The sequence below is a fragment of the Janthinobacterium sp. Ant5-2-1 genome (assembly GCF_001445815.1).
Classification (GTDB): domain Bacteria; phylum Pseudomonadota; class Gammaproteobacteria; order Burkholderiales; family Burkholderiaceae_D; genus Janthinobacterium; species Janthinobacterium lividum_E.
The window spans coordinates 48,188-71,927 of sequence record NZ_LNCE01000035.1; the positions used below are offsets into that span (position 1 = coordinate 48,188).

The window sequence follows — 23,740 nt, forward strand, 5'->3', positions numbered from 1 at the left end:
CGATAATGCTTTCTTTTACATTGCAGACACAGCCATGCCCATACGCCTGATCGTCGGCCTCGGCAACCCGGGACCCGAATACGAACAAACCCGCCACAATGCCGGCTTCTGGCTGGTGGACAATCTTGCCAACAGCTTGCCCGGCACGCGCTTGCAGCGCGATTCGCGCTACAACGCCATGCTGGCCAAGAGCTCCATCGGCGGCAACGAAGTCTGGCTGCTCGAACCGCTGACCTTCATGAACCGCTCGGGCCAGTCCGTGGGTGCGCTGGCGCGTTTCTTCAAGATCGCCGCCGATGAAGTGCTCGTCGTGCACGACGAACTCGACCTGATGCCCGGTATCGCGCGCCTGAAAAAGGGCGGCTCGGCCGGCGGCCACAATGGCTTGAAGGACATCACGGCTGCGCTGGGCACGCAGGACTACTGGCGCTTGCGCCTGGGCATCGGCCACCCGCGCACCCTGAGCCTGCAGCAGCAGGTGGCCGACTTCGTGCTGCACCGTCCGCGCCGCGAAGACCAGGAGCTGATCGAGCAAGCCATCGACAAATCCTTGCAGGTGATGCCGCAGATCGTCGAAGGCAAGTTCGAAGCGGCCACCATGAAGCTGCATACCGTCTAGTTATTTCCCCGCCTTGCCGAAGCCGGCCATGATGGTTTTCGCCATCTGCTGCTGGCTGGCTTGCGCGCTGCTGCCTTCACCCGCGTTGGCGGCAATCAGCAAGCCGTCGCCGCTGCCGGGCGCCAGCGCGATCAACGCGTGCCAGTAGCCGTTCGAGCCCAGGTGCGTGAGCACTCGCTGCGGCGCCTGCGGCGGGAAGTGCATCACGCCCCAGCCCAACGCCGCATTCGTGTCGCCCTGCGCCGTGTGCAGCAAGACATACGTTTCCTGTTTCAGCAGCTTGCCCTTGCCTTGCTCGCCATGCAGTTGATCGAGTGCAAACTTGGCCCAGTCAGCCATGCTCAGGTGAATCTCCCCATCGGGCGCCATCATCAGCGGATTGCTGGCCATCAGGCCGGCAATCGGCTTGTTTTCCTTGTGCCCCAGATTCTGCCCGCGCACGGTGGGGCCGAACGCGGCCTGCATGCCGAGCGGGCCGAACACTTCGGCTTGCATCAATTCTTCATACGTCTTGCCCGTGGTCTTTTCCGCGATGGCGGCGGCGATCATGGCGCCGCTGTTCGAATAATGCGATTCGCCGCGCGGCGGGGCCACCGGAGCGTCGGCCAGCGCGCGCTGCGCGTATTCCTGGCGCAGCAGCGGCAAGGGGCGCGTGTCCGCGTATGTGGATTCGATCCATGCCTCATCCGGATTGGGCGGCAGGCCGGCGCGGTGCGACAGCAGATCCATCAGGTTGACGTCGCGGTACTCGGCGCGCATGCCGCCGGCCAGCGCGGGCAACATGCTTGACAGTGGCGTATCCCATGACAGCACGCCCCGTTCCACCAGCCGCGCGATCAGGGTCACCGTCATGGCCTTGCCGTCGGAGCCGATATTCCACACGTCGTTGGCGCGCACGGCGTCGTGGCCGTCATTGGCGCGCACACCCGCCTGCGCCTGCGCATCGATCTTGCCGTCGCGAATCACGAGTATGGCCATGGCCGGCACGCTCTTGTCGGCCAGCGCCTGTTGCAGCATGGCGTTCAAGTCATGGGCGCGGGCGCCCCCGCTGAGCAAAAAGGCGGTGCTGCAAACGAGCGAGGCAAGCAGGGTTTTCATGGTGTCTCCAGTCGATAGGGGTGGGTGAATATGTTAAAATGGTCGCAAAACATGATTTAATTATTGTTTTACGATAATTTATTCTAACGGCACTAGCCGCTTTCGTATACTTTTCTTTTAACTATGAAAAAAAATCAGACGGCGCCCGCGGCGCTGAGCCGGCGCGTGCGTTACGGCGTTTCGGGATTCTTTCTGCTGTACCTGCTGCTGACGGTGCTGGGCTGGCTGGCGCCCGCGCCGGCCGTGCAGGGAGCCGTGGGCGGCGCCGGCATGTATGAACTGTTGCTGCAATTGCAGAGCCAGCCGTTCGAGCGCCTGGCCGCCATGCCCTTGTGGCAGCGGGGACTGGGCCTGGCGCTGGCCTTGCCGGCCTTGTGCGTGCTGGGCGACGCCGTGCGCCAGCTGGCCGCGGTCTTGCGCCAGTTCGAGCAGGGCGTGTTCTTTACGCCGCAGGTGGCGCGGCACTTTCGCCGTTTCGCCGGCGGCTTGCTGTTGGGAACGGTGCTGACTTTGCTGGAACCGACCGTGCGCGGCATGCTGTTCGGCTTGCTGGAAGAGGGAACGGGCCAGTTGCGCGTGGTCATCGATATCACGGGCGGCGACCTGTGGACCTTGCTGCTGTGCTCCGTGTTCTTTGCGCTGGCGCAAATCCTCCATGAAGGCCAGCGCCTGGCCGATGAAAACAGCGGGTTCATCTGATGGGTATCGTCGTGCGCCTCGATCTGGTACTGGCCAGGAAAAAAGTGAAATCGAAGGAACTGGCGGCCTTTATCGGCATTACGGAACAGAATTTATCCCTCTTAAAATCGGGCAAGGTGCGCGGCGTGCGTTTCGATACCCTGTCGAAAATTTGCGAGATGCTCGAATGCCAGCCCGGCGACATCCTGGAATTCGATGCGTCGCAGCCGGACGACGGGGATGGCGACAGTTAGCGGCACAGAGGGCGGTTTTTTTGAAGAGTAGGGTGCATAGAGGTACAATTGACCCTTACGAGCATTTATACAGCAAGATTATCCAGAAAACGCCTGTACAGGCCGTTTTTGCACCAGCCGCTTGCCGGCAATATTGATTAATTAAAGGTTTTCCATGAGTCTCCAATGCGGTATCGTCGGCTTGCCGAATGTCGGCAAGTCCACCCTGTTCAATGCACTGACGAAAGCCGGCATCCCGGCTGAAAACTATCCGTTCTGCACCATCGAGCCGAACGTCGGCGTCGTTGAAGTGCCGGATCCGCGCATGGATGCGCTGGCCGCCATCGTCAAGCCGGAACGCATGGTCAACGCCATCGTGGAATTCGTCGACATCGCCGGCCTGGTGGCTGGCGCATCGAAGGGCGAGGGCCTGGGCAACCAGTTCCTGTCGCACATCCGCGAAACGGACGCCATCGTCAACGTCGTGCGCTGCTTCGAAGATGACAACGTCATCCACGTGGCCGGCAAGATCAACCCGCTCGACGATATCGAAGTCATCCAGACCGAACTGGCGCTGGCCGACATGGGCACCGTGGAAAAAGCCATCCACCGCGAAAACAAGAAAGCCCGCTCGGGCGACAAGGATGCGGCCAAGCTGCTGGCCATCATGGAACGCATGATGCCGTACTTGAACGATGCGAAACCCGTGCGCGCCATGGGCCTGGACGCCGACGAAATGGAACTGATCAAGCCGCTGTGCCTGATCACGGCCAAGCCGGCCATGTTCGTCGCCAACGTGTCCGATTCGGGTTTCACGGACAACCCGCTGCTGGACCAGCTGACGGCCTATGCGCAATCGCAAAACGCGCCCATCGTCGCCATCTGCGCCGCGCTGGAAGCGGAAATCGCCGACCTGGACGACGCCGACAAGGGCGCTTTCCTGGCAGACATGGGCATGGAAGAGCCAGGCCTGGACCGTCTGATCCGCGCCGGCTACAAGCTGCTGGGCCTGCAAACCTACTTCACGGCAGGCGTGAAGGAAGTGCGCGCCTGGACCGTCCCCGTGGGCGCCACGGCGCCGCAAGCGGCCGGCGTGATCCACACCGACTTCGAACGCGGCTTCATCCGCGCGCAAACCATCGCCTATGACGACTTCATCGCCTACAAGGGCGAAGCGGGCGCCAAGGAAGCGGGCAAGATGCGCGCCGAAGGCAAGGAATACGTGGTCAAGGATGGCGACGTGCTGAACTTCCTGTTCAACGTCTAATTCCCCACCCGCTCCTGTACGGAGCCGCCACGAACCCTGCAAGTCATTGATTTGCAGGGTTTTTTATTGCCTGCATGGCCAAGCCGACATGCGAGATGGTTGCTGCTGTCCTGTTTTTCACTATATAATGAGAATAATTCTCATTTATATTGATGCGTCCGCCAGTCCGCTGGCCATCGACCACAGGAAGGGTATCGTGAGCACCGCCGAGTTAGCGCTTCAGCAGCAAGTCAGCAGTCTGTACACCGATCACCATGGCTGGCTGCGGGGTTTGCTGCGCCGCAAACTCGGCAATGCCTTCGATGCGGCCGACCTGGCGCACGATGTGTACCTGCACCTGATGAAGACGGGCAGGGTGCCGCCGGCAGGGGAGTCGCGCCGCCACCTGACGCAGATCGCCAACGGCATGGTCATCGACCTGTACCGCCGCCGCCAGATCGAGGCCGCCTACCTGGAAGTGCTGGCCCTGGTGCCCGAAGCGCTGGCGCCGTCCGAGGAAGAGCGCGCGCTGGTGATCGAGGCGCTAACGGAAATCGACGCCGTGCTGCTGCAGTTGCCGGCCAAGGCGCGCACCGCCTTGCTGCTGTGCAAGCTCGATGGCCTGAGCTACCGCGACATCGCCGCCGAATTGCAGGTGTCCGTCTCGTCCGTCGAAAAATACATCGCCGCCGGCTTGCTGGCCTGCTACCAGGCCATGCACGCCCAAGGCGCCTGAACCATGGATGTGGTGATTGCACCGGCCATCGTGCAGCAGGCGGCCCATTGGATGGCGCGCCTGTGGTCCGACGACGCCAGCGATGAAGACCAGGCCGATTGCGCCCGCTGGCGCGCCGCCCATCCGCACCACGACCTCGCCTGGCAGCGCCTGCAGGCGTTCGAAGGCAAGCTGCACAGCGTGCCGCGCGACGTGGCCCGCCATGCGCTGCGCGAACCGGCCCCGGCCGCCTACCTGAACCGCCGCCGCGCCCTGAAACTGCTGGCCGTGCTGCTGCCCGTGGGCGGCATGGCGTATATGCTGCGCGGCACGGATGCCTGGCAAGTGGCTACGGCAGGGCATGGCACGGCCACGGGCGAGATCCGCGAGATTACCTTGCCGGACGGCACGCGCGTGATGCTCGCTTCCGCTTCCTCCATCGACGTGCGCTTCAGCGCCAGCGAGCGCTTGCTGATCCTGCGCAGCGGCGAAATCCTCGTCACGACGGCGCATGATCCCGACCCGGCGCGGCGGCCTTTCCGCGTGCAGGGCCGCCATGGCACGGTGCAGGCGCTGGGTACGCGTTTTACTTTACGGCAAGACGAATACACGTCGCGCGTGGCCGTCTTCGAGGGCGCCGTCGAAGTGCGCCTCGCGCATGCGCCTGGCCGCCCCGTGCGCCTCGACACGGGCTACAGTGCCATCTTCTCGGCTGACATCGTGCAGTCAGGCGCACCCGCGTCCGCCAGCGCCGCGGCCTGGGCCAAGGGCGTGCTGGTGGCCGACAATATGCGCCTGGACGACCTGCTTGCGGAACTGGCCCGCTACCGCCCAGGCCTGCTGCGCTGCGACCCGGTGGTGGCCAGTCTCACCGTCAACGGCGTGTTTTCCTTGCGCGACACGGACCGCGCGCTGCACAACCTGGCGCTGGCCTTGCCCGTGCAAATCGTTGCGCGCACGCGCTACTGGGTGACGGTCCAGGCCGCTGCCTGACAATTTCGCGGACCCGATTGAGGGTTTTGCATTCTCGTTCGGGATATAGGGTGAGAGCCACCCTTATCCATTGAATTTATGCACGCTTTTTCCCGTTTTTCCCATGAGTAGCCCAAGCCGCCAAGTCGGCCCGATCAGCCGGATACTGCAGCCCATCCGCGCACGTTTAATCGCCGCCGCCGTGCTGGCCGGCACGGGTTCCATGCTGACCCTGGTGCCGCTGGCCGGCATCGCGCAGATCGCGCGCATCGCCCTGAACCCCGCGCTGGCGCGGGGCGATATGTGGCAAATCATCATCGCCAGCGTCGCCTGCCTGTTTGCCGGCATGGCCCTGATCACGCTGGGCGAGCTGGCCGCCCACCTGGCCGACAACCGCCTCACCCATCAATTGCGCCTGCAGGCCGTGCAGCGCCTGGGACAGGTGCCGCTGGGCTGGTTCACCAGCCGCGCCTCGGGCGAGGTCAAGCAGGCGATGCAGGACGACATCAATACCCTGCACAGCCTCACCGCGCACTTCTATACGACGACGGGGCGCGCCGTGGGCGCCATCGCCATCTCCGTCATTTACTTGTTCGCCATGGACTGGCGCCTGGCCCTCATCGCCATCCTGCCATTTCCCGGCTTCTTCCTGTTCTTCGGCCGCGCCATGAAGGCCAGCAGCGGCAATATGGAGCAATTTGCCGCAGGCATGGGACGCATCAACAATGCCGTAGTGGAATTCGTCAACGGCATTCCCGTGGTCAAGGCCTTTGGCGCCACGGGCCGCGCGCACGGCAGCTACCGCGCCGCCGTCGATGCGTTTGCGGATGCCTTTGCCGCGTTTACGCGCCCCCTGGTCGGTTCGATGGCGAATGCCAACGCGCTGATCGCGCCCGTCGCCGTGCTGGGCGTGGTGGTGCTTGCCGGCACCGTTTTCGTGGCGCTGAAGGCGATGGCGCCTATCGACATCCTGCCGTTTGCCCTCGTGGCGCCCGGTATTTCCGCACCGATGCTGTTGCTGCACTACCTCACGCATGACCTCAACAATGCCACGGGCGCGGCCCAGCGGGTGCAAGCCTTGCTCGATACGCCCGTGCTGGCGCAGCCGGCGCCCGGCCAGCAGCAGTTGCCGAACGGCACGGAGATCCGCATGGAGCACGTGGGCTATGCCTACGATGGCCAGAACAAGGTGCTGTCGGACATCACGCTGACTTTGCGTCCTGGCACGGTGACGGCCATCGTCGGCGCTTCCGGTTCCGGCAAGTCGACCCTGGCGCGGCTGCTGTTGCGCTTTTTCGACCCGACAGAAGGGCGCATCACCCTCGGCGGCGCCGACTTGCGGCACATCGCCACGCCCGAGCTGTACCGGCGCATCGGTTTTGTACTGCAGGAAGTGCGGCTGATCCACGCCAGCGTGCGCGAGAACATCGGGCTGGGCCGGCCATCGGCCAGTACGCACGAGATCGAAGAGGCGGCGCGCCTGGCGAACATCCACGAGCGCATCCTGGCCTTGCCGCGCGGCTACGATTCCGTCATCGGCGAGGATGCGCAGCTGTCCGGCGGCGAGTTGCAGCGCGTGAGCATCGCCCGCGCCGTGCTGCTCGATCCGTCCGTGCTGGTACTCGACGAGGCGACGGCCGCGGCCGACGCGGAAAACGAAGTGGCGATCCAGGATGCCCTGTCGCGCTTTGCCCAAGGCCGCACCCTGCTGGTGATCGCGCACCGGCTCGACACGGTCATGCATGCCGACAATATCGTCGTGGTCGAGAACGGCGTCATCGCCGCGCAGGGCAGCCATGTCGGCTTGCTCGCCCATCAGGGCCGCTATGCGCAACTATGGGCGCTGGGCGGCTATCAAGATTCCCAGGAAGATGCGGTGCTCCCATGCTGAAAACGTTTATTCAACTGCTGGGCGACGATGCGCCCGTGTTCCGCCGCTACTGCGCCATGGCGCTCGCGTATGGCGTGCTGAGCGGGCTGACGATCACGGTGCTGGTATTGGCCCTGGGGCGGCTGCTGACCGGCGATACGGGCGGCGCGGCCCTGTGGCTGATCGTGCTGCTGGCCGGGCTGGTCGCTTGCTGGGCCTGGCGGCGCCAGGTGGAGAAAGCGGGCGTGCGCGTGGGCGTGACGGTCTTGCAAGGGGCGCGCCAGCGCCTGGGCGACCACGTGGCGCGCTTGCCCGTCGGCTGGTTTACACCGGAGAATACGGCCAAGCTGGGCCACGTCATCACGCAAGGCATGATGAACGTCGCGCAGCTGCCGGCACACGTGCTCACGCCCGTGATTTGCGGCGCCGTCACGCCCGTGGTATTGCTGGCCGCGCTGTTTGCGCTGCATTGGCAGCTGGGCGTGGTCGCGCTGCTGGCGCTGCCCTTGCTGGCTGGCGCCTTGCGGCTCACGGCGCACCTGGGCCAGCGCGCCGACGATGCCTACCACCATCACTTTGCCCAGACCAGCCAGCGCCTTGTGGAGTTTGCACAAGTGCAGTCGGTGCTGCGCGCATTCGGTGGCGCAGCTGACGGCGGCACGCGTTTCCTGCAGCAAGCCATCGACGAGCAGCGTCACGCGGGCACGCGGCTCATTTATCTGTCGGCGCTGTCGTCGGTGCTGAACGCCTGGACCGTGCAAGCCATCTTCGCCGTCTTGCTGGCCGTTGCCGCGAGCCTGCTCGGTACGGTAGCGGCGGCAGACGCCATCGCCGTCATCGTGGCATTAGTGCTGGTGGTGCGCTTTGTCGACCCGCTGCAGGAAGTGGCCAGCTATGGCGAAGTGCTGCGCGGCGCGCGCGGTCCGCTGGACGCAGCGCGCGATATTTTCGCCGTGCAGCCCCTGCCGGAAGGAAACAAGCCGCAAGCGCTGCGCGATGCTTCGGTCGAATTGCGTGGCGTGCACTTCCGCTATGCGCCGGACCAGCCCGATGTCTTGACGGACATCAACCTGCAGATTGCGCCGGGCAGCATGACGGCACTGATCGGCGCTTCCGGTTCAGGCAAGACGACCCTGGTGCGCCTGATTGCGCGCTTCTTTGACGCCAGTGCAGGCACGGTGCTGGTGGGCGGCGTCGATGTGTGCGACATGTCCAGCGAGCAATTGGCCGGCCAGATCAGCCAGATCTTCCAGGACAGTTATCTGTTCCAGGGCAGCATCGCCGACAACATCCGCATCGGCAAGCCGGCCGCCAGCGATGCCGAGGTGCTGGAAGCGGCGCGCCAGGCGGGCGTGGCCGAGATCATCGCCCGCCTGCCGCAGGGACTTGCGACACCGGTGGGCGAGGGCGGCGCGCGCCTGTCCGGCGGCGAACGCCAGCGCATCGCCATCGCGCGCGCGCTGATCAAGGATGCGCCGATTCTGCTGGTCGACGAGGCGACGGCCGCGCTCGATGCGGAAAACCAGGCCGCCATCGCCGAAGCGCTGGCGCGGCTGCGCGGCAAGCGCACACTGATCGTCATCGCCCATCAGTTGTCGACGGTGGCCATGGCCGACCAGATCGTCGTGCTCGATGGCGGCACTCTGGGCGAGCAGGGGGCGCCAGCCACCTTGCGCGCGCAGGGCGGCCTGTATGCGCACTTCCTGGCCCAGCGCCAGGCGGCCAAGGGCTGGCGCATCGCCGCGCCCGCGCGCCCGGCTGGAACGGAGTCCGGCATTTGATACACGCGCGTTTGTTTTTCCTTTTCGTGCTGCTGTGCTGCGCCTCCTTGCTGGTCGGCGCCAGGCAGATGGAGTGGGTACAGCTGCTGTCGCCATCGTCTTCCGGCGAGCTGTCCGACGCGCTGTCCGCTGATGCCTGGCTGACCTTGACGGCCAGCCGCCTGCCCCGTTTGGCGGCGCTGGTGCTGACGGGCGTGGGCCTGTCCGTGTGCGGCGTCATCCTGCAGCACATCGTGCGCAACAAATTCGTCGAGCCGGCCACTTCGGGCGGCCTCGACGCGGCCAAGCTGGGCATCCTCGTTGCGCTGACCGTGGCGCCGGCAGCGGGCACGGCCGGCAAGATGGCGTTCGCGCTGGCCTTCTGCCTTGCCGCCAGCGTACTGTACGTCGCCCTGATCCGCCGCATCCGCTTCAAGAACACGATTCTGGTGCCCGTGATCGGCCTCGTGTATGGCGGCGTGCTCAGCGCCGTGGCCGAGTTTTATGCCTACCGCAACAATATCCTGCAAAGCATGCAGGGCTGGCTGCTCGGCGATTTTTCGCGCATCGTGCAGGGCAACTATGAAATCATTTACCTGATCCTGCCCATCGTTGCCCTCACGTATGTGTACGCGCAGCGCTTTACCGTGCTGGGCATGGGCGAGGGGATGGCTACCAGCCTGGGCCTGAACTATGCGGGCACGGTGGCGCTGGGTCTGATGCTGGTGGCCGTCACGGTGGCGGCCACGGTGATCACGGTGGGGGCCATACCGTTTGTCGGACTGGCCATCCCCAACCTGGTGGCCTTGCGCTATGGCGACAGGCTGGAGCGCACCCTGCCCATCGTCGCCCTGTGCGGCGCGTCGCTGCTGCTGGCTTGCGACATCGCCGGGCGATTGCTGATCTATCCATTCGAGGTGCCGATCGGCCTGACGGCGGGCGGCGTGGGCGGCCTGCTGTTCCTCGTCCTGATCATCCGGGGGCGGCGATGAGGTGGTTCTTGAATCAACGGATGCTGTGGCTGGCCGTGTTTGCTTTGGCGCTCGCTTTCCTTTTCCTCGGCGCCAATCTTGACTTCGATTACATCATTCCGAAGCGCCTGTCGCGCCTGGCCGCCATCGCCATCGGCGGCGTTTGCGTAGCCGTGTCGTCGATTGTTTTCCAGACCATCGCCGGCAACCGGATACTGACGCCGGCCGTCATGGGCTATGAAGCCGTGTACCTGCTGCTGCAATCGCTGCTGATCCTCGCCATGGGCATGCACAGCGTGCTGCTGCTGGGGCAGAACGGCAATTTTGTGCTGTCGATCACGCTGATGCTCGCGTATTCCTGGGCCATCCATACCTGGCTGTTCAAGGATGGCAAGAACAACGTGTATTTCCTGTTGCTGCTGGGATTCGTCTTGACGATGGTGATCGGCACGTTGACCCAGTTCATCCAGCTGCGCATCAGTCCCGGCGAATTTGCCATCTTGCAAGGCTTCAGCCAGGCTTCGTTCAACAAGGCGCAGCCCGCACAATTGCTGTACTCGGCCCTGCTGGCGGGCGCCGCCTGCGCGGCCGTGGCGAAGACCCTGCCGGCGCTCGACGTGCTGGCGCTGGGGCGCGAGCAAGCCATCTCGCTTGGCGTCGATTACCGGCGCATGGTGCAGGGTCAGCTGGCGCTGATTGCCGTGCTGGTGGCCGTGTCGACGAGCTTGCTGGGCCCCACGGCCTTCATGGGTATCTTCGTGGCGAACACAAGCTACGCCCTGGCCCGCACGGCGCGCCACCGCGCCACATTGCCGCTGGGCTGCGCCATCGCCATCGCCATCTTCCTGGCCGCCCAGCTGCTGGTCGAGCACGTTTTCAACTACCGGACCACGGTCGGCATCCTCGTCAACCTCGTATGTGGCGCGTATTTCCTCGCGCTCATGGTCCGTAACCGAGGTACCGCATGATTCACGTCCATCAGATCGAAAAAAGCTATGGAGAAAAGCGCGTGCTGGCCCACGTCAGCGTACAGTTTCCCAAGGGGAAAGTGACGTCCTTGATCGGCCCGAACGGCGCCGGCAAGACCACCTTGCTGATGCTCATCGCGCGCCTGCAGGAAGCGAATGGCGGAGAGATCGCGATAGACGGGCGCAGCATCGCGGCCATCAAGATTCAGGACTATGCGAGACTGGTGGCCACTCTTCGCCAATCACCCGATTTTCATTTGCGCCTGACGGTGGAAGAGCTGGTCGCCTTTGGCCGCTTTCCTTACAGCCAGGGTAGCCTGACACGGCAGGACCGGCAAGCCATCGACGAGGCCATCGCCTTTTTGTCGCTGGAGTCGCTGCGCCTGGCCTACGTCGATGAGCTGAGCGGCGGCCAGCGGCAGATGGCCTTCCTGGCCATGACGATCGCCCAGCAGACCGATATTTTGTTGCTCGACGAGCCGCTCAACAACCTCGACATGAAGCACGCCGTGCAGATCATGCGCGCGTTGCGCCGCCTGTGCGACGAGCAAGGCCGCACTGTAATCCTGGTGATCCACGACATCAATTTCGCCGCCAATTATTCCGACCACATCGTCGCCATGCAGGGTGGCGCCGTGCGCTTTTCCGGCCCTGCGCACGAGGTCGTCACGGAGGAACGCTTGCGGGCGCTGTACGACATCGATTTTCACATCGTGCGCAACGAGCGCGGCTGCGTCTGCAATTACTTTACCCCTACAGGAGCTTGAGATGATCTGGAACAAATCCCACTGCGCGCTGGCCGTGCTGCTCGCCGCCATGGCCGTCCTGCAAGGCTGCACCGACAAGGTGGCCACGGCGCCGCCGGCGCCTGCCGCTTCCACGTCGGAGCAGGCATTTGCTCCCATCACCATCGTGCATAAACTGGGCACGACGGTGATCCAACATCGTCCGCAAAGGGTGGCCGTGCTCGACATGAATGAAGTCGATTTCCTCGACCAGCTGGGCGTGCCCGTGGCCGGCATGGTGAAGGATTATGTGCCGCATTTCCTCACCCGCTACAAGGACGACGCGAACATCCGCGACCTGGGCGCCATCGTGCAGCCGAACCTGGAACACATCCACGCGCTCCGGCCCGATCTGATACTGATGACGTCGATCCAGGCCAATCATTACAAGGAACTGAGTCAGATCGCGCCCACCTTGCATTTCGACGTGGATTACCAGAACAGTGAAAGCAAGCATATCGACGTGGTCAAGCAGCACTTGCTGACCCTGGGCCGTATCTTCGGCAAGGAAGACCTCGCCAACCGGAAAGCCGCCGAACTTGACGCCAGGGTGGCGGATGCGCGCAAGGTGACCCGGGAGCGTCCCGAGAAAGCGCTGATCGTGCTGCACAACAACGGCGCCTTCAGCTCATTCGGCGCGCAGTCGCGCTACGGGTTTGTCTTTGATGCGCTGGGCGTGAAACCTGCCAGCACGGCCATCGAAGCGGGCTTGCATGGCCAGCCTATTTCCAGCGAATTCATCCAGCAAGCCAATCCGGACATCATCTATGTTGTCGACCGTACGGCCGTGATGGAACACCGTCCCGTCATGACGGCCGAACAGATGGCCAATCCGCTGCTGCGCCAGACCAATGCCTGGAAGAGCGGCCGCGTCGTCTTCGTCGATGCGGATGCCTGGTACATCACGGCGGCCAGCGTGACGTCGCTGAAACGGGTGATCGACGATGTGCTGAAAGGCTATCAATAATATTTTCGTAATGATTCGTATTTGTATTGAGGATTTTGCCTTTTCGTTCGGGAGATAGGGTGAGAACAAGCAATCATCCCATCTGAAAGGATTTACTGTATGACACACCGCATGGCAACACGCCACCTTCCCGCCTTGAACCTGAGCCGCATCGCCACCGCCGTGCAAGTGGCGCTCATCACGGGCTTGACCGCGGGGGCGCTGGGCGTGGCGGCCCCGCCGGCCTTTGCGCAAGCGGGGGCGGGCCAGGCCCGGCAAGCGTTCAGCGTGCCGGCCGGTGCGCTGGGCTCGGCGCTCAACATTTTCGCCGCCGAGGCGGGCGTGGAATTGACGGTCGAGGCCAGCCTGCTGCAAGGCAAGAACAGCGCCGGCCTGTCCGGCAGCTACAGCGTACCCGAAGGCTTTTACGAATTGTTGCGCGGCCACGGCTTGCAAGCCGTGCGTGAGGGCAATGGCAGTTATACGGTGCGCCGCGAGCCGGCGCATGGCGCCGCCGCCGAAGCCGCCACCATGCCGGCCGTGACGGTCTGGGGCAAAGGCAGCACCGTGACGGATGCCTACGCAGGCGGGCAAGTGGCGTCCGGCGGCCGCGTGGGTTTTCTTGGTGACAAGGATTTCATGGAAACGCCGTTCAATACCATCAACTATACGGATAAATTCATCGAAGACCGCCAGGCGCGCGACATCACCGATGTGATTTCCGCCACCGATCCCACCGTCTTCAGCAGCGGCATGACGGGCATCATCGGCGAGAATTATTCGATACGGGGCTTCAGCTCGAATATCGGCGACGTCGCGTTTGGCGGCCTGTACGGCATCTCGCCCTACTACCGCACCTCGCCTGAAATGTTCGAGCGCGTCGAGGTGCTGAAGGGACCGTCAGCATTGCTCAATGGCATGCCACCGGGCGGCTCGGTAGGCGGCAGCATCAACCTCGTGCCCAAGCGCGCGGGCGAGACGCCGCTGGCGAGGGTGACGGCATCGTATATGTCGGACGCGCAATGGGGCGGCCATGTGGACCTGGGCCAGCGGTTCGGTGAGAATCAACAGTTCGGCATCCGCATCAACGGCGTCTACCGCGATGGCGAGGGCGCCATCGACCATCAGAAAAAGAAGACCAAGCTCGTCTCCGTGGGGCTGGACTGGCGTGGCAACGGTGCGCGCCTGTCCGCCGACCTGTACCACAGCGAGGACCGCGCGGATGGCTTGAACCGGGGCGTCAACCTGGCCCCCGGCTTGCCCGTGCCGCGTCCGCCGAAAGCGGAAACCTTGTTGAATCCCAGCTGGGCGTTCTACGATACCAAGGACAAGGGCGCCATGCTGCGCGGCGAGCTGGACGTCAATGAGCAAGTGATGGCGTATGCCGCCGTGGGCGCCAGCCGGGCCGACTATCAGTCGACGGGCGCGTACCTGATCCAGGTGTTCAACACGGCTGGCGACTATCGCACCAATCTTGCCGACCTGGGTTTTGATGTGGAAAAGCAGTCGGCGGAGGCGGGCTTGCGCGGCAAGCTGCGCACGGGCGATATCGGTCATCAATGGGCCGTCAACGCCACGTATTATCACCATACGGACAAGCAGTACGGGCGCAGAAATACCCTGGCAAAAGACTGGATCACGAACATCTATAACCCCGTCTGGGGTCCGGCGACGCGCTTCGAGGCGCCACAAATTTCCAAGGCGGAACTCCGCCTGGCCAGTGTCGGCCTGGTCGACACGCTTTCTTTTGCGCAAGACACCGTGCAATTGACGGTGGGTTTGCGCCGCCAGGAAGTGCTCAGTGATAACTTCAATATCAAGACGGGCGCGCGCACCTCGCGCTATGACGAAGGCGCCACCACGCCGGTCGTCGCCCTGCTGGTCAAGGCCGCCAGGAACATTTCCCTGTATGGCAATTACATCGAAGGCTTGAGCCAGGGCGCGACGGCTCCCATGACGGCGGCCAACGCGGGCGACGTCTTTGCTCCCTATAAATCGAAGCAGATGGAGGCTGGCGTCAAGGTCGACCTGGGCGAGTTCGCGCATACGGTCAGCGTGTACGAAATCAAGCGGCCCAGCAGCTATGTCGATCCCGTCAGCAATATCTTTTCCTTTGGCGGCGAGCAGCGCAACCGCGGCGTCGACTGGGGTTTCTTCGGTTCGCCCCTGCGCGACGTGCGCCTGATGGGTGGCGTGGCGTATGTCAACCCGGTCTTGAGCAAGACGCCGGGCGGCGCCAACCAGGGCAAGCAGGCAGCGGGCGTGCCCAAGCTGCAAGCCAAGCTCGGCATCGAATGGGATACGCCTGCCATCCCCGGCGTGACCCTGACGGCGAATGCGACGGCGGCATCGAAGCAATATATCAATGCCGACAATTCGATGTCCGTGCCGGGCCGTACCGTGTTTGACCTGGGCGCCCGCTATGCGACGAAGGCGGCTGGCCAGCCGTTGACCGTGCGCGCCAGCGTGACGAACGTCGGCAACCGGGCGTACTGGGCGCTGCCGCAATGGACCAGCCTGGGTCTGGGCGCGCCGCGCACTTTCATGCTGTCGGCCACGACGGAGTTTTAAGCCGTCTTGCTGTTACTCGTTATTACTCGTCCGGGCCCCGCGCCAGGCTGTCCGAACGCCGCCACGTCCACATCAGCCCGATGCCGGCCGAGGTGCCGCTGTTCTGGCGCAGCAGGGGGCTGGCGCGGTTGGCGGCGCCCGTGTAGTTGTCGTAGCGCAGAAAGGCAAAGGCGCGCCAGTCCGCATGCAGCCGGTACGAACCACCGAGGCCCAGCCGCGTGAGCATCAGCCCGCTTTTTGCCGCATACGCGGGCCGCTGGCCGGTGGCATACGCGGGGCTGACGCCATAAAAATAATCGTTGATGGCGGCATTGCCCAGCACGGCGCCCAGGCTGGCGTCGACATGCCATGCCTGCTGTTCGCCTTGCAGCGCGTAGACGAGGCGCGGCTCGAACGTGGCGCCCTGGCGGCGCAGGCCGCCGCGCGCTTCGATGACGGCGCGCAAGGGCAGTTCCAGCGCCAGACGGCTGTGCTGCGTCGGCTCGGCCAGCTTGATTTTCAGGCGCGGGCCAAATTCCACCAGGGTACCCAGGTCGGGCATGCCGCGCCGGGCCGGCACGTCGCGAGAGCGGGCCGGCAAGGACAGGGCAAAACCGATATCGAAGTCGAGGCGGTCCGTATCGAGCAGGCGCGCGCCCACACCCGAACGGTCGGCGCGCAAGACTTTCCCGCGATAAATCAGATAGGGCAGGGCCAGGCTGCGCGTCGAGCGCTCGCTGGCGCCGGGATAGGCGGGCGTGACGGCCGTGCCGCCAAACACGCCCGCTTCCCACAATGGCAGCGGTGCTTCGGCGGCGCGCGCCGGCGCCGTGGCGGCGAACAGGGCGCAGGCGGCCAGCAGGGTGCGCGTGATGTTCATTGAGGGGCTCCGCAAGGTTTGCCTGCCGCCAGCGATTCCAGCGCCTTGTCGCTGAGGGCGCTCAATTGATTGCTTTTCTTTGCCAGCGCGATGGCGCGGCGGAAATGAAATTTGGCCGCTTCGTCGCGGCAGGCGGCGCTGGCGGCGCGTCCCGCCTCGTGGTGCAACCGCGCCTGCCAGGCGAGATCGCCATGGCCCAGTTCGGCATTGTCGGCTGCGTCCGCGTAGTTGCGCATGGCTTGTGCCCAGTCGCCCTGGCTGGCCGCTTCCCGCGCGAACTGTTCCTGCTGCGCCGCCGTGCGCAGTTCGATTTGCGTGGAGCAGGCGCCCAGCGCCATCAAGATGAGCGGCAGGACGAGGCAAGACCGGAAGGACAGGAGTGTGGACATGGCGCCACTGTAGCGCATGGGAAGGGGCGCACGTTTGCGCGATACGCGTGAATCTGGGGTTTTTTGTAGCACTGATGACATATAATTTGCACACGACTTTGTTATCTTTGACACATCACCGAACAGGAGCACCATGTTTTCACGCAAATTCCATTCTTGTGCACAGCTGATGCTGGCTACCTTGCTGATGGGCTTTATCGCCGCATCTCCGGCGCGCGCGCAGCAGGCGGCCGTCAAATTGCCGAACGTGGTGATCTTGGCCACGGGCGGCACCATCGCCGGTAGCGGTGCCGACAGCACCACCACCGTCGGCTACACCTCGGCCACCGTGGGCGTCGAGCGCCTGATCGCGGCCGTGCCGGAATTGAAGAAAGTGGCAAACGTAAAAGGCGAGCAAGTATTCCAGATCGCCAGTGAAAGCATGGGCAACAGCCACTGGCTGACCCTGGCCAAGCGCATCAACGTGCTGCTGGCCTCGAACGATGTCGATGGCGTGGTCGTCACGCACGGCACCGACACCATCGAGGAAACGGCGTATTTCCTGAACCTGACCGTGAAGAGCAACAAGCCGGTCGTCGTGGTGGGCGCCATGCGTCCATCGACGGCCATCTCGGCTGACGGCCCGATCAACCTGTACAACGCCGTGTTGTTGGCCGGTAGCAAGGAAGCCGTGGGCAAGGGCGTGCTGGTGGCCTTGAACGACCAGATCAACGCCGCGCGTGAAGTGACCAAAACCAACACCTCGACCACCGACACCTTCAAGTCGCCGGAACTGGGCATGCTCGGCTACATCCAGGGCAGCAAGCCTTTCTTCTACCGCCAGTCGACGCGCAAGCACACCTTGGAAACGGAATTTGACATCAGCAAGCTCGATGCTCTGCCGCAAGTGGACATCGTTTACGGCTACGCCAACATGAACCGTGTCGGCATCGACGCCTTTATCGCCGCTGGCGCCAAGGGCATCATCCACGCAGGCGTGGGCGATGGCAGCGTGGCCGCGCAAATGAAGCCGGCCCTGGTGGAAGCGCGCCAGAAGGGCGTGCTGATCGTGCGTTCGAGCCGAGTCGGCCAAGGCATCGTGGCGCGCAATGGCGAAGCCAACGACGATGAACTCGACAGTGTCGTATCCGACACCCTGAACCCGCAAAAAGCCCGCATCCTGCTGATGCTGGCCTTGACCAAAACGAACAGCACGCAAGAAATCCAGCGTATTTTCTACACGTATTGATCAATACCGCGCCAGGCCAGCCTCATCGGCTGAGCCTGGCCGATTTACGCTTGCCCGCTTTGCTGCCATACTTCGCTTCTGAATAATTTCCTGGCAGAAGCAGCCACACTGTTCTTCTCCCCTGTCCATGGCTATCCTGTCCGACATCATCCTGTATCCGATCAAATCGTGCGCCGGCATCCATTTGCGCGAGGCGGTCCTGACGCGCTCGGGGCTGATGAGCGAGCACGTATTCGACCGCGAATGGATGGTGGTCGATGCGCAAGACCGCTTCCTGACCCAGCGCGAGCATCCGCGCATGGCGCTGATCGTGCCATCCATCAAGGCCACCACCCTGGAATTGCGCGCGCCGGGCATGCTGCGTCTGGAAATCGAGCTGGGCTTGCCGCATCCGCAATTGGCGCCCATGTTGGACGTGCAAGTGTGGGACGATAGCGTGCGCGCCTACGATTGCGACGAGGTGACGGCCACCTGGTTTTCCCAGGCCATCGGCGTGCCGTGCCGTCTGGCGCGTTTTCATCCGGATGTGGTGCGCGCCACCAGCACCAAATGGACGGACGGCGTGGCTGCCGAGACCATGTTTGCCGATGGTTATCCGGTGCTGATCGCGGGCAATGCCTCGCTCGATGACGTGAATGACAAGTTGCGCGCCGCCGGCCGTGAAGCGCTGCCGATGAACCGCTTCCGCCCCAACCTCGTCATCGGCGACATCGGCGCCTTCGAGGAAGACTACGCCGACTTCCTGCAATTCGGCGCGACCACCTTGAAACCCGTCAAGCCGTGCTCGCGCTGTCCGATCCCGTCCGTGGACCAGGCTACGGGCGTGCCCGGCCCGGACCCGCTCGACGTCATGCATGGCTATCGCGCCAAGCCCGAGCTGGACGGCGCCATCTGCTTCGGCATGAACGCCATCGTCACTGAAGGCGGCGATGAGCGTATCGTGGTGGGGCAGGACATCGGTTTCGAACTGGCATTTTAAGCATGGCGCCCGCACACAAGGGTTTAAGGTTTCTATGAATCAAGCAATACCGCCGGACCCGCGCATTGCCAGCCTCGAAGCCGAAAACCAGGCCTTGCGCGCGCGCATGGCTTTCCTGCTGGAACAGGTTGAGCGCAACCACGACATCATGTGCCGCCACCAGGCGTTCGACCTGGAAATCGTCAGCGCGTCCACGTTTCCCGAACTGATCGGCACCATTTTCCGCACCTTGCCCGTGATTTCCGACCTCGATGGCGTCACCTTGAGCCTGCTCGACGAGGATGACGATATCGTGCTGGTGATGGAAAAGCTGGGCGTCGATTTCAGCGCCTTCCCGCAGTTGCTGTTCGTGCACACCGTGGCGGAGCTGGGTTTTGCCGCACCAAAGCCCGTGGCCGAAGGCGAAGCGGCCTTGCCGCCGATGCCGCTGCTCGGTGCCTTCGATGCGGCCGTGCATGGCCCCCGTTTTCCGCAGATCGACGCGCTGCGCAGCGTGGCGCTGGTGCCCTTGCTGCGCAACAAGCGCCTGATTGGCAGCCTGAACCTGGCCAGCAGCGACGTGACGCGTTTTACGCCCGCGCTGGGCACGGATTTCATCAAGCACATGGCCTCCATCATCGCCATTTGCCTGGAAAACGTGATCAGCAATGAAATGCTCAAATACATCGGTTTGACCGATTCCCTGACGGGCGTCTACAACCGCCGCTATATCGACCGCCGCCTGCTGGAAGAGATCGCGCGCGCGCGGCGCCAGAATTATTGCATCTCATGCATGTATATCGACATCGACCATTTTAAATTGGTCAATGACACGCATGGCCACCAGGGCGGCGATGAAGTGCTGCGCGAAGTGGCCACGCGCATCCGCACGGAATTGCGCCGCTCCGATGCGTTGGGCCGTTTCGGCGGCGAGGAATTCGTCGTGCTGCTGATCGACGCCAACCTCGACAGCGCGACCTTCGTTGCCGAACGCATCCGCGCCAGCATCGCCGGCACCATGTTCGACTTGCCGGGCAGCGCGCAGGCGTGGGTCAGCGTGTCGATCGGCGTGGCCAGCCTGGAAGCGGACGCGGCGCTGCTGCCGATCGAAACGGTGGCACAGCAACTGGTGGCGCACGCCGACCAGGCGCTGTACCAGGCCAAGGCCGATGGCCGCAACAAGGTTGTCAGCTGGCAGGCGCAGCCCGGTTAATTATTTCAATAGTAAAGTTTCGGCCTTGGCCACGGCGTCGGCCGTGCCGCGCAGCACCACCACATCGCCGCTGGCCAGCTGCGTCTCGGGCGTGACGTCGAGGCGGCCGCGGCCGCGGCGGATGGCTGTCACAAAGGCGCCGCAGCCGGCCACGTCGATCGCACTCAGGGGCAAGTCCACGCAATGCGCGCCTTCGCTGACGGTGACCGTATGCAAGCGTTCCAGTTCGGCATCGTCGCCCGCGTCGCTGGTGCCATGGAAATAACCGCGCAAGGAGGCATAGCGCTCCTCGCGCGCCGCTTGCACCCGGTGCACGACGCGGCGCAGGGGCACGCCCATCATGATCAAGGCGTGCGAAGCGAGCATCAGGCTGCCTTCCATCAATTCCGGCACCACTTCGGCCGCGCCCGCCTTCTTCAACTGGTCGAGGTCGGTATCGTCGTGGCTGCGCACGATGACGGGCAAGGTCGGTGCCATCTCATTAAGCAGATGCAATAACTTCAGTGCCGATGGCGTGTTGGCGTACGTGATCACGACGGCGCTGGCCCGGTAGATGCCGGCCGCCACCAGGCTTTCGCGCCGGCCCGCGTCGCCATACGAGACGTGGGCGCCGGCCAGCTGCGCCTCCTGCACCCGTTCCGGATCCAGGTCCAGCGCGTGGTATTCGATCTTTTCTTCCGCCAGCAGGGTGGCCAGGCTTTGCCCGCTGCGCCCGAAGCCGGCGATCAGCACGTGTTTCTGCGACGCCATGGTACGCGTGGCGATCTTCGTCAGCGCCAACGATTGCATCATCCAGTCGTTGGCCGCCAGTTTCATGACGATGGCGTCCGACTTGGCGATGAGGAAGGGCGCCACCAGCATCGACAGCACCATCGAGGCCAGCACCACCTGCACGACGAACGGGTCCATCAGCTTGATGCCGCCAGCCAGGTTCAGCAGCACGAAGCCAAACTCGCCCGCCTGGGCCAGTCCCAGCCCCGTGCGCAAGGCCACGCCGTTGCTGGAGCCGAACAGCCGTGCCAGGCCCGCAATCAGGGCAAATTTCAGCAGCACGGGGCCACACAGCAAGAGCAGTACGAGCCACCAGTTGTCAAGCACCACGCGGATATTGAGCAGCATGCCGACGGTGATGAAGAACAGGCCCAGCAGCACGTCGCGGAAGGGCTTGATATCCTCTTCCACCTGGTGCTTGAATTCCGTCTCGGAAATGAGCATCCCGGCAACAAAAGCGCCCAGGGCCAGCGACAGCCCGGCCCGCTCCGTGATCCACGCCGCGCCCAGGGTAATCAGGAGCAGGTTGAGCATGAACAATTCTTGCGAACGGCGCTTGGCGACGATGGTCAGCCAGCCGCGCACCATCTTCTGGCCGATGAACAAGAGCAAAATGAGTACGACCAGGGCCTTGCCGCCGGCCCAGGCCAGGGTTTCGGCCAGGTTGTCCGAATCGCGCGTGAGGGCGGGAATGAGGATCAGCAGGGGCACGACGGCCAAGTCCTGGAACAGCAAAATGCCGATGATCTTGCGCCCGTGTTCGCTTTCGAGTTCCAGCCGCTCGGTGAGCATTTTCGAGACGATGGCCGTTGACGACATGGCCAGCGCGCCGCCCAGGGCGAACGCGGCTTGCCAGCTCAGGTGGATGTAGGCGGACAGGTAATGTCCGACGAGCCAGCCGAAGACGACGGTGGCGATGATGGTGGTGACCACCTGCGCCATGCCAAGGCCGAAGACGATGCGCCGCATGGCGAGAAACTTGGGCAGGGAAAATTCAAGCCCGATGGAAAACATCAGGAAGACGACGCCGAACTCGGCCAGGGTGTGGCTGGCCTCGTTTTCCGCCGCCAGGCCCAGCGCATGGGGCCCGATGACGATGCCAACGGCCAGGTAGCCCAGCATGGGCGGCAAATGCAACATTCTGAAAGCGACCACGCCCAGCACGGCGCTGCCGAGTAACATCAGGGTCAGTTCAAGCGAGGAAAACATGGGTTGCCCGGTACGGTCAATGGAAATCGTTGTTTGTTGTGACTGGCAAGTTTTTTGCTTTCCTAATTCGTTTATACTTTGGGCATGAGTGTAACCCATGAAAAAACAATGCTGAAAGCTTTTGATCGAATTGACATGCAAGCGACGACCGAGCGCGCTGTCGCGCTGGCCCGTACTACCTTGCAGATCGAGTCCGACGCCATCGTTGCGCTGCACGCGCGCCTGGCCACGGACGACAGCGTGGGCCGCGCCGTGGCGCTGTTGCTGCAATGCAAAGGAAGAGTCGTCGTCTCCGGCATCGGCAAGTCCGGCCATATCGCGCGCAAGATTGCCGCCACCCTCGCTTCCACCGGCACGCCGGCCCTGTTCGTGCATCCGGCCGAAGCGGCCCATGGCGACTTGGGCATGGTCACCTCGGACGATGCTTTTATTGCCATATCGTACTCGGGCGAGTCGTCCGAACTGATGGCCATCATGCCCGTCGTCAAGCGCATGGGCGGCGTACTGATTTCCATGACGGGCAAACCGAATTCCAGCCTGGCCCAGCTGGCCGATGTGCACCTGGATATTTCCGTTGAAAAAGAAGCCTGTCCGCTGAACCTGGCGCCGACGGCCAGCACCACCGTCACCCTGGCCCTGGGCGACGCGATCGCCGTGGCCTTGCTCGACTTGCGCGGCTTCAAGGAAGAAGATTTCGCCCGCTCGCACCCGGGTGGCGCCCTGGGCCGCCGCCTGCTCACGCACGTGCATGACGTCATGCGCAGCGGCGAACGGGTGCCGAAGGTACCCGTGCAGGCTTCCCTGCTGCAGGCGCTGGAAGAAATGACGAAGAAGGGCATGGGCATGACGGCCGTTGTCGATGGGGACAACCGCCCCGTGGGCGTGTTTACGGATGGCGACTTGCGGCGCATGTTCGAGCGCGTGCAGGATTTCACGCAAGTGGCGATCCGCGATGTCATGCATGCGCAGCCGCGCAGCATCGCGCCCGAGCGCCTGGCCGTCGATGCCGTGGCCGTGATGGAGCAGTTCCGCATCAACCAGATGCTGGTCGTCGACGCCGACGGCAAGCTGGTGGGCGCGCTGCATATCCATGATCTGACGCAAGCGAAGGTGATCTGATGGACAGCGTAGCGGACAACCTGGCGCGCGCGGCCAAGGTCAAACTGATGATCTTTGACGTCGATGGCGTGCTCACCGACGGCAGCCTGCATTTCGGCCCGGACGGCGAGATGATGAAAACGTTTAATGTGTATGATGGCCTGGGCATCAAGCTGCTGCAGGAATCGGGCGTGCAGACGGCCATCATCAGCGCGCGCCGCTCGGCCATCACGGCGCGCCGCGCGCAGGACCTGGGCATTACCCATGTGCACCAGGGCGGCCACGACAAGCTGACGCCGTTTCGCGAACTGCTGGCGCTGACGGGCTTGACGGAAGAGCAATGCGGCTATATCGGCGACGACGTCATCGATGCACCCATCCTGAAGCGCGTGGGTTTTGCCGTCAGCGTGCCGGGCGGGCGCCCGGAAGCGCAGGACCTGGCGCACCATGTGACGCAGGCCGGCGGCGGCCGCGGCGCCGTGCGCGAGATCTGCGAATTCCTGCTGCGCGCCCAGGACAACTATGCGCGCGTCATGGCGCCGTTCCTGGAGTGAGGCGCGCCTTGCCGCCAGTGATATTGGAA

General features: G+C 63.7%; 22 protein-coding genes. 18 read left to right on the forward strand and 4 right to left on the reverse strand.

What is annotated here, in order from left to right; all coding sequences use genetic code 11:
- The first annotated feature begins 34 nt into the window (after positions 1 to 34).
- Positions 35 to 619 carry an aminoacyl-tRNA hydrolase gene (gene pth / locus ASN89_RS12710; RefSeq protein WP_058049499.1) on the forward strand — a complete coding sequence of 195 codons (585 nt, stop codon included), beginning with the start codon at positions 35 to 37 and terminating at the stop codon, positions 617 to 619.
- On the opposite strand, the gene ASN89_RS12715 is transcribed toward pth, so the two are convergent.
- Complete coding sequence (locus tag ASN89_RS12715) at positions 620 to 1,717, reverse strand: serine hydrolase domain-containing protein (RefSeq protein WP_058049500.1); 1,098 nt, start codon at positions 1,715 to 1,717, stop codon at positions 620 to 622.
- 123 nt (positions 1,718 to 1,840) lie between these two features.
- Between ASN89_RS12715 and ASN89_RS12720 the strand changes: the two genes are divergently transcribed.
- From ASN89_RS12720 to ASN89_RS12775, 12 genes are all read left to right on the forward strand, one after another.
- A complete protein-coding gene (locus tag ASN89_RS12720) occupies positions 1,841 to 2,416 on the forward strand; it encodes a DUF2975 domain-containing protein (protein WP_058049501.1) in 576 nt (191 codons plus the stop codon).
- Positions 2,416 to 2,649 (forward strand): helix-turn-helix domain-containing protein, encoded by a 234-nt coding sequence (locus ASN89_RS12725; RefSeq protein ID WP_034778346.1) that lies wholly within the window; start codon positions 2,416 to 2,418, stop codon positions 2,647 to 2,649. Before ASN89_RS12720 ends, ASN89_RS12725 begins: the two co-directional genes overlap by 1 nt.
- A 154-nt stretch (positions 2,650 to 2,803) precedes the next feature.
- Positions 2,804 to 3,895 (forward strand): redox-regulated ATPase YchF, encoded by a 1,092-nt coding sequence (gene ychF, locus ASN89_RS12730; protein ID WP_034753282.1) that lies wholly within the window; start codon positions 2,804 to 2,806, stop codon positions 3,893 to 3,895.
- Positions 3,896 to 4,091: 196 nt separating this feature from the next.
- On the forward strand, positions 4,092 to 4,610 hold the full coding sequence (locus tag ASN89_RS12735; RefSeq protein ID WP_058049502.1) for a sigma-70 family RNA polymerase sigma factor: 519 nt from the start codon (positions 4,092 to 4,094) through the stop codon (positions 4,608 to 4,610).
- A 3-nt stretch (positions 4,611 to 4,613) separates the two neighbouring features.
- Positions 4,614 to 5,582, forward strand: a complete 969-nt coding sequence (locus ASN89_RS12740) for a FecR domain-containing protein (RefSeq protein ID WP_058049503.1) — start codon at positions 4,614 to 4,616, stop codon at positions 5,580 to 5,582.
- 103 nt (positions 5,583 to 5,685) lie between these two features.
- Entirely contained in the window at positions 5,686 to 7,452 is a 1,767-nt protein-coding gene (locus ASN89_RS12745; protein ID WP_058049504.1) for an ABC transporter ATP-binding protein, read from the forward strand.
- Entirely contained in the window at positions 7,446 to 9,212 is a 1,767-nt protein-coding gene (locus tag ASN89_RS12750; protein ID WP_058049505.1) for an ABC transporter ATP-binding protein, read from the forward strand. The genes ASN89_RS12745 and ASN89_RS12750 overlap by 7 nt, the downstream gene beginning before the upstream one ends.
- Positions 9,212 to 10,183, forward strand: coding sequence for an ABC transporter permease (locus ASN89_RS12755; protein WP_058049515.1), 972 nt, complete (start codon positions 9,212 to 9,214; stop codon positions 10,181 to 10,183). Before ASN89_RS12750 ends, ASN89_RS12755 begins: the two co-directional genes overlap by 1 nt.
- A complete protein-coding gene (locus tag ASN89_RS12760) occupies positions 10,180 to 11,130 on the forward strand; it encodes an iron chelate uptake ABC transporter family permease subunit (RefSeq protein WP_058049506.1) in 951 nt (316 codons plus the stop codon). The genes ASN89_RS12755 and ASN89_RS12760 overlap by 4 nt, the downstream gene beginning before the upstream one ends.
- Positions 11,127 to 11,897, forward strand: coding sequence for an ABC transporter ATP-binding protein (locus ASN89_RS12765; protein WP_058049507.1), 771 nt, complete (start codon positions 11,127 to 11,129; stop codon positions 11,895 to 11,897). Before ASN89_RS12760 ends, ASN89_RS12765 begins: the two co-directional genes overlap by 4 nt.
- A 1-nt stretch (position 11,898) precedes the next feature.
- Entirely contained in the window at positions 11,899 to 12,882 is a 984-nt protein-coding gene (locus tag ASN89_RS12770) for a siderophore ABC transporter substrate-binding protein (RefSeq protein WP_058049508.1), read from the forward strand.
- Between the two features lie 99 nt (positions 12,883 to 12,981).
- On the forward strand, positions 12,982 to 15,432 hold the full coding sequence (locus ASN89_RS12775; RefSeq protein ID WP_058049509.1) for a TonB-dependent receptor: 2,451 nt from the start codon (positions 12,982 to 12,984) through the stop codon (positions 15,430 to 15,432).
- A gap of 22 nt (positions 15,433 to 15,454) precedes the next feature.
- Here the strand turns inward: ASN89_RS12775 and ASN89_RS12780 are convergent, their stop codons facing one another.
- Together ASN89_RS12780 and ASN89_RS12785 are read right to left on the reverse strand one after the other, a co-directional pair.
- Entirely contained in the window at positions 15,455 to 16,291 is an 837-nt protein-coding gene (locus ASN89_RS12780) for a MipA/OmpV family protein (RefSeq protein ID WP_058049510.1), read from the reverse strand.
- Positions 16,288 to 16,680, reverse strand: coding sequence for a hypothetical protein (locus ASN89_RS12785; protein WP_152988553.1), 393 nt, complete (start codon positions 16,678 to 16,680; stop codon positions 16,288 to 16,290). The genes ASN89_RS12780 and ASN89_RS12785 overlap by 4 nt, the downstream gene beginning before the upstream one ends.
- Before the next feature lie 133 nt (positions 16,681 to 16,813).
- Between ASN89_RS12785 and ASN89_RS12790 the strand changes: the two genes are divergently transcribed.
- From ASN89_RS12790 to ASN89_RS12800, 3 genes are all read left to right on the forward strand, one after another.
- Positions 16,814 to 17,908, forward strand: coding sequence for a type II asparaginase (locus ASN89_RS12790; RefSeq protein ID WP_046681703.1), 1,095 nt, complete (start codon positions 16,814 to 16,816; stop codon positions 17,906 to 17,908).
- Positions 17,909 to 18,035: 127 nt separating this feature from the next.
- Positions 18,036 to 18,887 (forward strand): MOSC domain-containing protein, encoded by an 852-nt coding sequence (locus tag ASN89_RS12795; protein ID WP_058049512.1) that lies wholly within the window; start codon positions 18,036 to 18,038, stop codon positions 18,885 to 18,887.
- 34 nt (positions 18,888 to 18,921) lie between these two features.
- Positions 18,922 to 20,079, forward strand: a complete 1,158-nt coding sequence (locus ASN89_RS12800; RefSeq protein ID WP_046681705.1) for a sensor domain-containing diguanylate cyclase — start codon at positions 18,922 to 18,924, stop codon at positions 20,077 to 20,079.
- Here the strand turns inward: ASN89_RS12800 and ASN89_RS12805 are convergent, their stop codons facing one another.
- Positions 20,080 to 22,059, reverse strand: a complete 1,980-nt coding sequence (locus ASN89_RS12805; protein ID WP_058049513.1) for a monovalent cation:proton antiporter family protein — start codon at positions 22,057 to 22,059, stop codon at positions 20,080 to 20,082. It lies immediately after the preceding gene.
- A 108-nt stretch (positions 22,060 to 22,167) separates the two neighbouring features.
- On the opposite strand from ASN89_RS12805, the gene ASN89_RS12810 reads away from it, so the two are divergent.
- Together ASN89_RS12810 and ASN89_RS12815 are read left to right on the forward strand one after the other, a co-directional pair.
- Positions 22,168 to 23,178: a KpsF/GutQ family sugar-phosphate isomerase gene (locus tag ASN89_RS12810; RefSeq protein WP_082654546.1), complete on the forward strand. Its 1,011-nt coding sequence runs from the start codon at positions 22,168 to 22,170 to the stop codon at positions 23,176 to 23,178.
- Positions 23,178 to 23,711: a KdsC family phosphatase gene (locus ASN89_RS12815; protein WP_046681707.1), complete on the forward strand. Its 534-nt coding sequence runs from the start codon at positions 23,178 to 23,180 to the stop codon at positions 23,709 to 23,711. Before ASN89_RS12810 ends, ASN89_RS12815 begins: the two co-directional genes overlap by 1 nt.
- Positions 23,712 to 23,740 lie beyond the last annotated feature (29 nt).

Bases quoted from the DNA above. Each gene is read 5' to 3' on its own strand.
- ASN89_RS12790 (WP_046681703.1), top strand. From the start codon at position 16,814: ATGTTTTCACGCAAATTCCATTCTTGTGCACAGCTGATGCTGGCTACC.
- ASN89_RS12815 (WP_046681707.1), top strand. From the start codon at position 23,178: ATGGACAGCGTAGCGGACAACCTGGCGCGCGCGGCCAAGGTCAAACTG.
- ASN89_RS12785 (WP_152988553.1), bottom strand. From the start codon at position 16,680: ATGTCCACACTCCTGTCCTTCCGGTCTTGCCTCGTCCTGCCGCTCATC.
- ASN89_RS12765 (WP_058049507.1), top strand. From the start codon at position 11,127: ATGATTCACGTCCATCAGATCGAAAAAAGCTATGGAGAAAAGCGCGTG.
- ASN89_RS12770 (WP_058049508.1), top strand. From the start codon at position 11,899: ATGATCTGGAACAAATCCCACTGCGCGCTGGCCGTGCTGCTCGCCGCC.
- ASN89_RS12740 (WP_058049503.1), top strand. From the start codon at position 4,614: ATGGATGTGGTGATTGCACCGGCCATCGTGCAGCAGGCGGCCCATTGG.
- ASN89_RS12780 (WP_058049510.1), bottom strand. From the start codon at position 16,291: ATGAACATCACGCGCACCCTGCTGGCCGCCTGCGCCCTGTTCGCCGCC.
- ASN89_RS12810 (WP_082654546.1), top strand. From the start codon at position 22,168: ATGCTGAAAGCTTTTGATCGAATTGACATGCAAGCGACGACCGAGCGC.
- ASN89_RS12760 (WP_058049506.1), top strand. From the start codon at position 10,180: ATGAGGTGGTTCTTGAATCAACGGATGCTGTGGCTGGCCGTGTTTGCT.
- ASN89_RS12795 (WP_058049512.1), top strand. From the start codon at position 18,036: ATGGCTATCCTGTCCGACATCATCCTGTATCCGATCAAATCGTGCGCC.
- ASN89_RS12775 (WP_058049509.1), top strand. From the start codon at position 12,982: ATGACACACCGCATGGCAACACGCCACCTTCCCGCCTTGAACCTGAGC.
- ASN89_RS12800 (WP_046681705.1), top strand. From the start codon at position 18,922: ATGAATCAAGCAATACCGCCGGACCCGCGCATTGCCAGCCTCGAAGCC.
- ASN89_RS12725 (WP_034778346.1), top strand. From the start codon at position 2,416: ATGGGTATCGTCGTGCGCCTCGATCTGGTACTGGCCAGGAAAAAAGTG.
- ASN89_RS12720 (WP_058049501.1), top strand. From the start codon at position 1,841: ATGAAAAAAAATCAGACGGCGCCCGCGGCGCTGAGCCGGCGCGTGCGT.
- ASN89_RS12745 (WP_058049504.1), top strand. From the start codon at position 5,686: ATGAGTAGCCCAAGCCGCCAAGTCGGCCCGATCAGCCGGATACTGCAG.
- pth (WP_058049499.1), top strand. From the start codon at position 35: ATGCCCATACGCCTGATCGTCGGCCTCGGCAACCCGGGACCCGAATAC.
- ASN89_RS12750 (WP_058049505.1), top strand. From the start codon at position 7,446: ATGCTGAAAACGTTTATTCAACTGCTGGGCGACGATGCGCCCGTGTTC.
- ASN89_RS12715 (WP_058049500.1), bottom strand. From the start codon at position 1,717: ATGAAAACCCTGCTTGCCTCGCTCGTTTGCAGCACCGCCTTTTTGCTC.
- ASN89_RS12805 (WP_058049513.1), bottom strand. From the start codon at position 22,059: ATGTTTTCCTCGCTTGAACTGACCCTGATGTTACTCGGCAGCGCCGTG.
- ychF (WP_034753282.1), top strand. From the start codon at position 2,804: ATGAGTCTCCAATGCGGTATCGTCGGCTTGCCGAATGTCGGCAAGTCC.